Genomic DNA, 12,108 nt, shown 5'->3' with positions numbered 1-12,108 from the left:
GGTTTTCATGGAGATAAATATGAACTTTCGCCTGACTGGGCTGGCTTTCGCAACGGTGTTATTGGTAGGCTGTGCCAGCTCGCCTGGTGACGATCCGCAAGGGCGTTCCGACCCTCTTGAAGGGTTTAACCGGGCGATGTTTAACTTCAACTATAACGTGATGGATCCCTACGTGCTGCGCCCGGTTGCGGTGGTATGGCGCGATTACGTCCCGACGCCTGCGCGTAATGGCTTGAGCAACTTTACTTCCAACCTGGAAGAGCCAGCCAGCATGGTGAACGAATTTCTGCGTGGTAATCCTTATCAGGGCATGAAGCACTTCAACCGTTTCTTCCTCAACACCCTGTTGGGGATGGGCGGGCTGATCGACGTGGCCGGTATGGCCAACCCGAAACTGGCGCGTGAAGAACCACGCCGCTTCGGTGGCACCTTGGGGAACTACGGCGTCGGTTACGGCCCGTATGTCCACTTACCGGTCTACGGCAGCTTCACCATTCGTGAAGACGGTGGCGACTGGGCGGATAGCGTTTATCCGGTGCTGAGCTATCTCACCTTCTGGATGTCGGCAGGTAAATGGGTAGTGGAAGGGGTTGAAACCCGTGCTCAACTGCTGGATTCCGATGGGTTGCTGCGCAACTCTTCCGATCCCTATGCGATGATGCGTGACGCCTATTTCCAACGCCATGACTTCCTGGCGAATGGCGGAGTGCTCAAGCCGCAGGAAAACCCGAATGCCAAGGCGATCCAGGGCGATCTGGACGAGATCGACTCTGCCAACTAAGGATTAGTTTTTTCAACTTATCCTGTGGTGAATAGCGTTTGAAAAAGGATCCTGGAGTCTAGGGATCCTTTTTTTATGCAAATGATAATCATTTTTACTAAGGATTTTCTGGGATGGCGGGGCAGCAAATGCTAAAATCTGCGCCAGGCGACTGCCGCTGGTTACATGGAAGGCAGAGCCCGTGGCTTGGTAACCGACTGGTGTGGAACAAGGATCGTTTATAGCGGATTACAGCATCACCCTTTACCGCGTTTTGTACCCTCTTTCCTACCGGTTTTCTGCTGCCGCGATATTTTCGCTGTGATGCGCACGGAGAACGCCAATATGGACCTACTTTCTTCAGGCAATGCCCCTTTCTTGATCGCTCTGCTCCTGCTGCTGTTTATCGGCGTGCTGGAAACGCTGGCGGTGTTTCTCGGTGCTTCCTTTTCCAGCCATTTCGATGCCGCTATAGACTCCCATCCGGATATTACCCTGGGTGAGAACGTTTTCGCCCATGGTCTGAGCTGGCTGCATATCGGGCGCCTGCCGCTGCTGGTCATCATCGTGCTGTTTCTCGGCGGTTTTTCACTGAGTGGCCTGATACTGCAATGGTTGGCAGGCGGTGAACTACCGGTGTGGCTGGCGGTGATCGTTGCCTTTATTGTCGCAGTATTCAGCGTGCGCTGGTGTGGCCGTGGCATTGCTCGCTACTTGCCTCGTGACGAGAGCAGTGCGGTTTCTACGGACAGCTTTGTCGGCCGGATGGCAATTATGACCAGCGCAACGGCCACGGCTGGTTCCCCGGCAGAAGCCAGGTTGACTGACGAGCATGGGCGTACCCATTACATTTTGATCGAGCCGGATGAGGAGGATGTCGCCTTTGTGCGTGGAGCCAAGGTGCTGGTTACGGCGCGCATCTCCGGATCCCGCTTCAGCGGCAGCGCCAACCCTTGGCCGGACCTGCTGTGAGCACGGTTTTAACGGAATTATTTTGATAATACTTATGGAGAGGTAGCCCTGGTGATAATTAGTGATGGTCTTACGTTTTGGGGTTCGATTGCGGGTGGCATCTTTGTTGTCCTGCTGATCATCGGACTGATTTTTTCACGCCTGTATCGCCGCGCTTCGGCGGAACAGTCGTTGGTGCGTACCGGTCTGGGCGGTCTCAAGGTCGTGCTGAGCGGTGGCGCCATCTCCCTGCCGGTGTTTCATGAGATTGTTGAAATCAACATGAAGACCCTGAAGCTGGAGGTCAGCCGTGCCATGCACGACAGCCTGATCACCAAGGACAGAATGCGCGTGGACGTGGTGGTGGCATTTTTCGTCCGCGTGCAACCGACCATTGAAGGGATTTCCACTGCAGCACAGACTTTGGGCCAGCGTACGCTGTCACCGGAAGATCTTCGCCAACTGGTGGAAGACAAGTTTGTCGATGCCTTACGTTCCACCGCAGCGCAGATGACCATGCAAGACCTGCAAGACACGCGCGAAAACTTCGTGCAGGGCGTGCAGAGCACGGTATCTGAAGATCTGGCGAAAAACGGCCTGGAGCTGGAAAGCGTATCGCTGACCAACTTTAACCAGACCTCGAAAGAGTATTTCGACCCTAACAACGCCTTCGATGCTGAAGGTCTGACCAAGCTGACGCAGGAAACCGAACGCCGTCGCCGCGAGCGTAACGAAGTTGAGCAAGACGTGGAAGTCGCAGTACGCGAGAAAAACCGCGATGCCATGTCACGCAAGCTGGAGATCGAGCAGCAGGAAGCCTTCATGTCGCTTGAGCAGGAGCAGCAGGTCAAAACCCGCAGCGCCGAGCAAAGCTCCCGGATCGCCACCTTCGAAGCGGAACGCCGCCGCGAGGCCGAGCAGAGCCGCATCTCCGCCGAGCGCCAGATTCAGGAGGCGGAAATCGAGCGTGAGCAGGCGGTACGGACCCGTAAGGTAGAGGCGGAGCGTGAAATCCGCGTCAAAGAGATCGAGCAGAATAAAGTCACGGAAATGGCTGCCATCGAGCAGAAAAAAGTGACGGAAATTGCCGAACAGGATAAGGCCATCGCCATTGCTGCCAAGTCTGAGCAACAGTCCCAGGCCCAGGCGCGCGCCAATGACGCGTTGACCGAGGCGGTGAAAGCGGAGCAAAACGTGGAAACCACGCGCCAGACCGCCGAAGCCGATCGTGCTAAACAGGTTGCTCTGATCGAAGCCCGTCAAGGGGCGGAAACCGAGGCGATGCAACTGACGCTGAAAGCCCGTGCGGAGAAAGAGGCGGCTGAACTGCAGGCCGCTGCCATCATTGAGCTGGCCGAAGCCGCGCGTAAGAAAGGCTTGGCAGAGGCGGAAACCCAGCGCGCGTTGAACGAAGCGGTCAACATGCTTTCCAGCGATCAGACTAGCCTGAAGTTCAAACTGGCGTTGCTGCAGGCACTGCCGGCGATTATCGAGAAGTCCGTTGAGCCGATGAAGGCTATCGACGGCATCAAGATCCTGCAGGTTGATGGGTTGAACCGTTCTGGCGGTGCTGCAGGTGCGACGGCGGCTTCGGTCGGTGGCGGCAACCTGGCCGAGCAGGCGATGTCTGCCGCGCTCGCTTACCGCACGCACGCCCCGGTTATCGATTCCCTGCTCCAGGAAATCGGTATCAGCGGCGGTTCATTGCAGGCGTTGACCGCGGCTTTACCGCAGGCGCAGCCAGTTGCTCCGTTGGCAGAGCCTGACGCTGTAGTCGTACAGGAAGAAATTGCGGAACAAAAACCGGAGTCGTACGCACCGTCAACTGAGCACAGCATCACGACGGTAAGCCTTTCCTGACTGATGGCAATAGAGTTAAATTTGTAGGGGCGTCACATTGCTGCGCCCGTTTAGAGCATCAGCAGAAAAAACAAACGGCGGGATTATCCCGCCGTTTTTACGTCTCTGTTTAGGAAAACAGATTAGAAACGGTAGTTGAAGCCAGCACCGTACAGCCAGGCTGAACCCTTCGATTCGAAGGTATATGGGCCTTCCTTGATGGTGACTTTCTGGCCGTGCATGTAGGACACACCCACGTCGACGGAAGCGTCTTTATTGAACGCGTAAGTGGTACCTGCGCTGATCCAGGCGCGATCCTGATCCGGGATCGAGATAGAGCGGTTTTGTGCTGGGACCGGGCTATCGTCGAAGGCGATACCGCCACGGAAGGTCCAGTTATCGTCGTAGAAGTAGGTAGTACCCAGCGCGATACGGTAAGCGTCACGGAAGCCTTCATGCTTCTGGAACAGCGTGTTGCCGTTGCTGTCGGTCGCTTTCAGCTCCTGGAACTGGCTCCAGCTGGTGTAGGCCATGCTGTAGTGGATCGCCCACTGTGGTGCCACTTTGTTATACCCGGAAATTTCCCACATTTCTGGCAGATTCAGGGTCAGAGAACCTGGGACGTTGTTGCCGTCGGTTCCCATTGGCAGGCCGAGTTTGCCGAGCAGAGGATTAAAGGCAGAAGGCAGGCTGCTTCTGTAGTCACCGTCAAAGTCGATTTTCACTTCAGAACGGTAGGTAAAGCCGTAGCGGTTGTTTTCATCCACTTCATACAGCACGCCCGCGTTCCAACCATAGCCCCATTTATTGCCTTCCAGATGAGAAATCTGGGTATCAGCAGGGATTTGAGCTACCTGGCCAGCCAGCGCCGGAGGCAGTTGTCCTGAACCTGCGATCAGCAGTGGTAAATCACCGGCGTAGCGATCGATTTTGGCTTTGGCATACACCGCATCAAAGCCCAGACCGAAGCTGAAGTGTTGGTTCAGACGGTAAGCGGCGCTCAGGTTGATATTGGCGGTAGTCAGGTCTGTAGTCCCGCCGACGGAGCCAGCGGTGTAGCCTTCGTTGTATTCGGTGGCCAGGCCATAGTTGCTGGTCACGGAAGCGCCGACGGCCCATTGGTCATTCAGCGGTTGAATGTAGTGCAGGTTGGGTACCCAGGCGGTCGGGGCAATGTTCTTCGCATCCAGGCTGCGGCCTGAAGGTGAGGTGCCGGTAATGTTAACGTCTGGGTCAATAAAAACGGCGCCCGCAGAGAGAGAAGGGCGGTCAAACATCATCATGGTTGCTGGGTTACGACTTGCCGAGGCAGCGGTATCCGCCATTGCGCCTTCGCCAGAATAGGCTCGCCCTAAACCAGCCGCCGAAAACTCGTTCAGCTGGAATCCTGCGGCATATACGTTTGAAGAAATAATTGCCACTGCAGCTGCGAGAGCTGATTTAGTGAATAGGTTTTTCTGGCTCATGACCAAAACCTCATTTTATGTGTTTATTATTTAAACAATGTTACACAAAGTAACATGGAGCGCGCGATTGTAGGGTCCGTTATCAATCTGACAAATCAGACCAGTGGCTGAATTATAGGTCCGACCTGTTAAGATGTTGCAAGTTTGTTTTTGAAATATTTCCAAATTGATATCAGAAAAGAGATCCACATAACAAAAAACGACCGATACATAACAAAACTCTTATGTTTTTTTACCAAGTGGCGATTTAGTTATGTGATTTCCGTCACTTAAAATGCTTACAAAAAGTAAGGCTAGTGATTGGCAAGCCCGAGGAGTAAAATAAACACAGAATTTTGTTTATTTGCGCCAGATCATAAATGGCTATTTGGGCGAGCTTAACCGCGGCCCGTGAGGAGATTTCAACTATGTCAGATGCAATCAATAAATGTAATGCTCAGGAAACTGCGGCCTGCTGCTGTGTCGATGTCGGAACCGTGATGGATAACACCGATTGCACCGCTTCCTACAGCCGAGTGTTTGCCAATCAGCAAGATGCAGAGCAAACCCTGGCAGCACTGACTGAAAAGGCGCGCGGCGTGGAGTCCGATCCTTGTGACATCAGCAGTAGCATTAAACCGGTTGACGGCGGCGTGCAATTGGATGTGGATTTCACCTTCTCTTGCCAGGCAGAAACCATGATCTTCCAGCTCGGCCTGCGTTAATCCCGACCCGATCCCGTAGGGGCGTAATATGCGCCCCTGCTGGTATCCGCACCGCTTTACCCCCTACCAGAAAGTTGCTCCCGCTCTCAGTTTTCACTTCTGCCGGTTTGCCAAATGTAAACATTTGGTTAACAATGACCTCATCAGGTCAGACCTCTTTTTGTCCGTTGTATTGACGGCCTCTCTTCAGGAGCGTTTATGAGTAAGGCATTGCCGCTGGTTACCCGTCTCGGCGACCGTATCGCCATCGTTCAAGGGCTGCGTACCCCTTTCGCCAAGCAGGCTACCGCTTATCACGGTATACCTGCGGTCGATCTTGGCAAGACTGCGGTGAGCGAGCTGCTGGCGCGTAGCGGCATCGATCCCGCCCTGATCGAACAACTGGTATTTGGCCAGGTGGTGCAAATGCCTGAAGCGCCGAACATTGCGCGGGAAATTGTGCTTGGCACCGGCATGAGCGTGCACACCGATGCCTATAGCGTTTCACGTGCCTGTGCCACTAGCTTCCAGGCGATTGCCAACGTGGCGGAAAGTATCATGGCTGGCAGCATCAGTGTTGGCATTGCCGGTGGGGCGGATTCTTCCTCCGTGCTGCCGATTGGCGTTAGCAAGGCGCTGGCTCGCACATTGGTAGACGTCAACAAGGCCCGCACGCTGTCACAGCGCCTGAAGCTGTTCAGTAAGCTTAAGTTCCGCGATCTGATGCCGGTGCCACCCGCCGTGGCGGAATACTCTACCGGTCTGCGCATGGGGGATACCGCCGAGCAAATGGCGAAAACCCACGGCATTACTCGCGAGCAGCAGGATGCCTTGGCACACCGCTCGCATCAACTGGCCGCCAAAGCCTGGGAGCAGGGGTTGTTGCGCGATGAAGTGATGACCGCCTATGTGCCGCCATATAAAACCCCGCTGGCCGAAGATAACAACGTCCGCAAAGATTCCAGCCTGGAGTCTTATGCCCGCTTAAAACCGGCATTCGATCGCCGCCACGGTACCGTCACGGCCGCCAACAGTACGCCACTGACCGATGGTGCGGCAGCGGTGCTGATGATGAGCGAGTCCCGTGCTAAAGAACTCGGCCTGGAGCCTCTAGGCTACCTGCGCAGCTTCGCCTTTGCCGCCATTGATGTGTGGGAAGATATGCTGCTCGGTCCTTCCTATGCCACCCCGTTGGCGCTGGATCGTGCTGGTATTACCCTGGCCGACTTGACCCTGATCGATATGCACGAAGCCTTTGCGGCGCAAACGCTGGCCAACCTGAAAATGTTCGCCAGCACCGAGTTTGCCCAGCAGAAACTGGGGCGTGAGCAGGCGATCGGTGAGGTGGATATGGAAAAATTCAACGTGTTGGGTGGCTCCATCGCCTATGGCCACCCGTTCGCCGCGACCGGCGCGCGCATGATCACCCAGACGCTGCACGAGCTTAAACGGCGCGGTGGGGGTTTGGGGCTGGCCACTGCCTGCGCGGCCGGGGGCTTGGGAGCGGCGATGATCGTGGAGGTGGACAAATGAGTTTCGAGAACGCATTGCACGAACAGCGTGCCAAGCCTTCGGCATTTCATCTGACCTTACGCCCGGACAATATTGGTGTGATCATCATCGATGTGCCGGGGGAGAAGGTCAATACGCTGAAGGCGGAGTTTGTTGATCAGATCAACGACGTGCTAATCAAAGCACAGCAGCTTGCCACCCTGGAAGGCTTGGTGATCCTGTCCGGCAAGCCAGATTCCTTTATTGCCGGTGCAGATATCACCATGATTGCCGCGTGCCATACGGCTCAAGAGGCACAGACGCTGGCGCAGAAGGGGCAGAGCACGCTGGCACAGATTGCCGCGTTCCCAGTGCCGGTGGTTGCCGCCATTCACGGTGCTTGCCTTGGGGGCGGGCTGGAGTTGGCACTGGCCTGCCATAGCCGCGTCTGCTCGCTGGATGACAAAACGGCGCTCGGCCTGCCGGAAGTCCAGTTAGGCTTGTTGCCTGGCTCTGGTGGTACTCAGCGCTTACCTCGCCTGATTGGTGCCAGCAAAGCGTTGGATATGATGCTGACGGGCAGACACGTTCGCGCGCGTCAGGCGCTGCGTATGGGCCTGGTGGACGAGGCCGTACCGCAATCCATTCTGCTGCAAACCGCTATTGAGCGTGTAAAACAGGGGTGGAAATCACGCCGTGCGCTACCGTGGCAGGAACGCCTGCTCAACGGTCCGTTGGGCAGAAGCCTGCTGTTCAGCATCGTGCGTAAGAAGACCCTGGAGAAAACCCACGGTAACTACCCGGCAGCGGAACGTATTATTCAGGTGGTGCGCACCGGTCTGGATCAGGGCAGTGCCAGCGGCTATGAAGCGGAGGCCCGCGCCTTCGGTGAACTGGCAATGTCGCCACAGTCTGCCGCATTACGCAGCCTGTTCTTTGCCTCTACGGCGTTGAAAAAAGAGCGTGGCGGTGATGCTCAGCCCCATGTATTACAGCGAGTCGGCGTACTTGGCGGTGGTTTGATGGGCGGCGGTATCGCCTGCGTCACGGCGACCCGTGGTGGGCTACCGGTGCGCATTAAAGATGTGAATGAGCAGGGTATCAACCATGCGTTGAAATACACCTGGGATCTGTTGGGCAAGCGGGTACGTAGCAAACGCATGCGTCCGGCAGAGCGTCAGAAACAGATGATGCTGATTTCAGGTAGCACCGATTACAGCGGTTTTGAGCGGGTGGACATCGTGGTGGAGGCGGTATTTGAAGATATCGCGCTCAAGCAACAGATGGTGGCCGATATTGAACAGTATGCCGCGCCGCATACCGTATTCGCCTCCAACACCTCATCATTGCCGATCGGCCAAATCGCGGCGCAGGCAGCCAGGCCGCAGCAGGTTATTGGTCTGCACTACTTTAGCCCGGTGGATAAAATGCCGTTGGTGGAAGTGATCCCGCATGCCACTACCAGCGAACAAACCATTGCCACCACCGTTGCTCTGGCCCACAAGCAGGGTAAAACGGCGATAGTGGTCGCCGATCGCGCCGGTTTTTACGTCAACCGTATTCTCGCCCCTTATATTAATGAGGCGGCGCGCTGTCTGCTGGAAGGTGAGCCGATCGAATCGGTGGATAAGGCTTTGGTCGATTTTGGTTTCCCGGTGGGCCCCATCATGCTGTTGGATGAAGTGGGTATCGACGTCGGCACCAAGATTATCCCGATCCTGACGGCGGAACTGGGGCCACGCTTTGCCGCTCCGGCGGCGTTCGACGCAGTGCTGAAAGACGGCCGCAAAGGGCGCAAGAATGGCCGTGGTTTTTATCTGTATCCAGCCGAGGGCAGCAGGTCACGCCAGAAACGCAAGAGCGCAGACAGCAGCATCTATCCGCTGCTGGGTATCACCGCCAAGGCGCATATTCAACATGCGGTGATCGCCCAACGCTGCGTGATGATGATGCTCAACGAGGCGGCGCGTTGCCTGGATGAGGGCGTGATCCGCAGCGCACGTGACGGTGATATCGGTGCGGTGTTTGGCATTGGTTTCCCGCCGTTCCTTGGTGGCCCGTTCCGCTATATGGATGAGCTGGGCGCAGAGAAGGTGGTAAAAACCCTGCGCTATCTGCAACAGCAATACGGTGAATATTTTGCTCCTTGTGAACGCCTGCAGCGCATGGCTGAGCAGGGGGAACGCTTCTATCCGCAAGGCAGTTAACCAGCATAGCGGCCCGGTTTGCGCTACAGTTTGATCAGGGCCGCATTGTGATCGCCATCACTCCTTGCAATTAGGGCAATCCCGGATGCTGTACAGGGAGATTGTGGAGGGGTAACGTAGCGTTTTGGTGGGTGGCTCACTCAGCGCTACCAAAAATTTCATAGCAACAAGGTTAAAATTTAACCCGTTGAATTGGTTGTTATGTCAGCGATGAATTTGTGTAAGGGCGCAAATGTTGTAAAAAACAGCGTTTTCTTTACGCGAACTTTCAGGCAAAATGCCCGGCCGCCATAGAGAGACGGCGCGTTATCGTTTGAAGCAGGCCTGTGTTCTTGAGTGCAACTCGGCGATACAGCACGCTCGGCGTTTCTGTATAGCGTTATTTTGTCAACAACAGCGGTGCAATATGCAAGTTTTGATTATGCGTCACGGAGAGGCGGCACTCGATGCAGCCAGCGATGCGGTAAGACCTCTTACCGTTTGTGGCCGTGATGAGTCACGTCAGATGGCGGCCTGGTTGAATACCAAGTCTGTGGATATTGAACGAGTGCTGGTCAGCCCCTATTTGCGGGCCGAGCAGACGCTGGAAACGGTACGCGAAGCGTTAACGCTGCCGGAAGGTGAAGAAGTGCTGCCGGAGTTGACTCCAGGGGGCGATGCTGGGCTGGTGAGCTGCTATCTGCAGGCGCTGGCGAAAGAGGGCATCGGTGCGGTGCTGGTGGTTTCCCATCTACCGCTGGTGGGTTATCTGGTGGCCGAGCTGTGCCCTGGGGAATGCCCGCCAATGTTTGCTACCTCCGCCATCGCTAATGTCGAGCTGTCCGAGGATGGCAGCATTGGCAAGTTTGAATGGCAGGTTGGCCCGTCACAGGTGATGGCCAAAGTCTAAGCTGGTTCCCACCCTCAAAGGGCGATGATAAACATCGCCCTTTGTCATTAACGCCATCAAAATTGCCATTGCAACGTAAAGCCGAGGTTGACCGGGCTGGTGGCGAAATTATCGGGCTTGGACAGCGGCACCCCAACGAAGGCGTCATAACCGACCGCTTTTACCCTCCCGCGAATACCGGCAACGCTACCAAGCAAGTGACCATCGGCAAAGTCGTTACTACCGTCACCTTTCACCCGGCCATAATCCATACCCAAGTATAATTGCTGCCCCAATTTTGGCAGGTTCAGGTTCAGGTCATTGCGCAGGTAGTAGCCCTTATTGGCCATCATATTCATTTCACCGTCAAAACCACGTACGGTCCAGCGGTTACCGATACTGAATTGATCCTGAGTGGTCAGGCGGTCCGGACTATATTGCTGGCGAAAGCGGGATTGATAACTCATTGAGAGATCTTGTACCGTAAATGGCGTATAGGTGCTGATATCCAGGTTGACGATACGGCTTGACGGAGCGCTGTCCACCGGTCTTTCGGCACCAAACCAGGCGGTATCACGCTGATAGCTCAACATGGCATCGACAATGGACTGGCCGATGTAGTGGCGGTGATTGAGCTCAACGCTCCAGTTGGCCATATTACGCTTTTGCAACTGCAGTTCCGTATCGTTCAGGTAAAAATGCGAGTTACGCTTGAGGACTTGAAAGCTGAGCGTGTTTTTTTGGCTCGCGTTGCGATACAACAGGCGATTCACTTTTAAGCTAAGGTTGCGATACTTGCCGCGGTAGGAAAAGTCGGTATAGATGCCATGGATATTTTGTACATATTCGCTGCGGCTGGCGTATAAATCCAATGACCAGAAGCCGTAGGGCACCGAGTAGTACAACGAGCCGTTATTAGAATGACGGCTCGATTGGAACTGCAAGTCACGACCAGCAGAAACGTAGAACAGATCGTTCATCGAGGTCGGGTTATCAATATATAAAGCCAGGCCGCTTTGATAGCGGCCAGTTTGTTTACTGCCTGAATCATCCAGCCAACCGCCTAAACGCCAGAATGAGGGTTGTTCACGGGTTATTTCCAGGTTGGATTCACCCGGCTTACTGCCTGGGTGGAGTGAAATATTGGCAACGACATCAGGAATGCGCTGCATGTTTTCCAACCCCTGCTCAATAGCGCGCAGATCCAGCAGATCCCCTTGGCTGCCAGGGAAGGTGGTATGCAAGTTGACGTACTTATCGCTGTCGTCCGTTAGCCTGACGTTGCCAATGGTGCCGGGCAGGATATCCAGAGTGAGAAGCCCCTCTGCCAGGTTTTGCTGAGGGATCATTACCCTGGTAGTGATATAGCCATGCCCAATCAGGTTATTTTGTATGGCGGTTGCGAGCGCTTTCACCCCTTGGATCCCAAGGCAACGCCCCTGCGCCTGTTCTGTCAGTTTGCGCAAGGGTATCCAATGGGGGATCTTGTCGTCTTTGTTCAGTTCAACCCGTTGTAGGGTGAAGCAGGGTTGTTCTTCAGGAAAATCAATGCGGGTACTTAGACCACCGTTGTCAGAGGAGCGAACGTCTTTACCTACGGTTTCCAATTGGTTGTAGCGTGCTTTTTCCTGTTCCTGCTGGTGGCTCATTTGCTGCTCAATAAATTGGCCATTTTCAGCTGCCTGAACCAGTGGAGTGAGAATAAGCAATAGCCAAGCATTGGGAGAGCGAAAACGCATGTTAACTTCCTTATTAATATGATTTTTCTTAAATCAGACGCGGTGCGGATATAGGTAAAAAAAGAAAAACAGCTGATGGCCATTGTTAACATGGCTATCAGCTT

At 54.9% G+C, this 12,108-nt stretch carries 9 protein-coding genes; 7 read left to right on the top strand and 2 right to left on the bottom strand.

The features are described from left to right. Positions 1–19 precede the first annotated feature (19 nt). The 3 genes from mlaA to WN53_RS26165 all read left to right on the top strand — a co-directional run bounded on the left by mlaA (position 20) and on the right by WN53_RS26165 (position 3,571). On the top strand, positions 20–781 hold the full coding sequence (gene mlaA, locus WN53_RS26175) for a phospholipid-binding lipoprotein MlaA (protein ID WP_024485089.1): 762 nt from the start codon (positions 20–22) through the stop codon (positions 779–781). A 324-nt stretch (positions 782–1,105) separates the two neighbouring features. After that, positions 1,106–1,732 carry an OB-fold-containig protein gene (locus WN53_RS26170; RefSeq protein ID WP_024485088.1) on the top strand — a complete coding sequence of 209 codons (627 nt, stop codon included), beginning with the start codon at positions 1,106–1,108 and terminating at the stop codon, positions 1,730–1,732. 51 nt (positions 1,733–1,783) lie between these two features. Beyond that, a complete protein-coding gene (locus WN53_RS26165) occupies positions 1,784–3,571 on the top strand; it encodes a flotillin family protein (protein WP_024485087.1) in 1,788 nt (595 codons plus the stop codon). Positions 3,572–3,693: 122 nt separating this feature from the next. On the opposite strand, the gene fadL is transcribed toward WN53_RS26165, so the two are convergent. After that, entirely contained in the window at positions 3,694–5,016 is a 1,323-nt protein-coding gene (gene fadL, locus WN53_RS26160) for a long-chain fatty acid transporter FadL (RefSeq protein ID WP_037412428.1), read from the bottom strand. Positions 5,017–5,423: 407 nt separating this feature from the next. Here fadL and WN53_RS26155 point away from each other — a divergent pair, with 407 nt between their 5' ends. The 4 genes from WN53_RS26155 (at position 5,424) to sixA (ending at position 10,286) form a co-directional block, all read left to right on the top strand. Then, positions 5,424–5,720, top strand: a complete 297-nt coding sequence (locus tag WN53_RS26155; protein WP_021806065.1) for a YfcZ/YiiS family protein — start codon at positions 5,424–5,426, stop codon at positions 5,718–5,720. Between the two features lie 198 nt (positions 5,721–5,918). Continuing rightward, positions 5,919–7,232, top strand: a complete 1,314-nt coding sequence (gene fadI / locus WN53_RS26150) for an acetyl-CoA C-acyltransferase FadI (RefSeq protein WP_024485084.1) — start codon at positions 5,919–5,921, stop codon at positions 7,230–7,232. After that, positions 7,229–9,397 (top strand): fatty acid oxidation complex subunit alpha FadJ, encoded by a 2,169-nt coding sequence (gene fadJ, locus WN53_RS26145; RefSeq protein WP_024485083.1) that lies wholly within the window; start codon positions 7,229–7,231, stop codon positions 9,395–9,397. The genes fadI and fadJ overlap by 4 nt, the downstream gene beginning before the upstream one ends. A gap of 406 nt (positions 9,398–9,803) precedes the next feature. Further along, the gene (gene sixA, locus WN53_RS26140) at positions 9,804–10,286 is read left to right on the top strand and encodes a phosphohistidine phosphatase SixA (protein WP_024485082.1); all 483 of its coding nucleotides are present in this window, start codon (positions 9,804–9,806) and stop codon (positions 10,284–10,286) included. 56 nt (positions 10,287–10,342) lie between these two features. Here the strand turns inward: sixA and WN53_RS26135 are convergent, their stop codons facing one another. Beyond that, the gene (locus WN53_RS26135) at positions 10,343–12,004 is read right to left on the bottom strand and encodes a ShlB/FhaC/HecB family hemolysin secretion/activation protein (protein ID WP_037412424.1); all 1,662 of its coding nucleotides are present in this window, start codon (positions 12,002–12,004) and stop codon (positions 10,343–10,345) included. Between the last annotated feature and the right edge of the window lie 104 nt (positions 12,005–12,108).

The sequence above is a fragment of the Serratia fonticola genome (assembly GCF_001006005.1).
GTDB lineage: Bacteria > Pseudomonadota > Gammaproteobacteria > Enterobacterales > Enterobacteriaceae > Chania > Chania fonticola.
This window is presented reverse-complemented; position numbering and strand designations above follow the sequence as displayed.

Excerpts from the sequence above, each read along its gene's own strand:
- fadJ (WP_024485083.1), top strand. The coding sequence starts at position 7,229 with ATGAGTTTCGAGAACGCATTGCACGAACAGCGTGCCAAGCCTTCGGCA.
- fadL (WP_037412428.1), bottom strand. The coding sequence starts at position 5,016 with ATGAGCCAGAAAAACCTATTCACTAAATCAGCTCTCGCAGCTGCAGTG.
- fadI (WP_024485084.1), top strand. The coding sequence starts at position 5,919 with ATGAGTAAGGCATTGCCGCTGGTTACCCGTCTCGGCGACCGTATCGCC.
- mlaA (WP_024485089.1), top strand. The coding sequence starts at position 20 with ATGAACTTTCGCCTGACTGGGCTGGCTTTCGCAACGGTGTTATTGGTA.
- sixA (WP_024485082.1), top strand. The coding sequence starts at position 9,804 with ATGCAAGTTTTGATTATGCGTCACGGAGAGGCGGCACTCGATGCAGCC.
- WN53_RS26170 (WP_024485088.1), top strand. The coding sequence starts at position 1,106 with ATGGACCTACTTTCTTCAGGCAATGCCCCTTTCTTGATCGCTCTGCTC.
- WN53_RS26135 (WP_037412424.1), bottom strand. The coding sequence starts at position 12,004 with ATGCGTTTTCGCTCTCCCAATGCTTGGCTATTGCTTATTCTCACTCCA.
- WN53_RS26155 (WP_021806065.1), top strand. The coding sequence starts at position 5,424 with ATGTCAGATGCAATCAATAAATGTAATGCTCAGGAAACTGCGGCCTGC.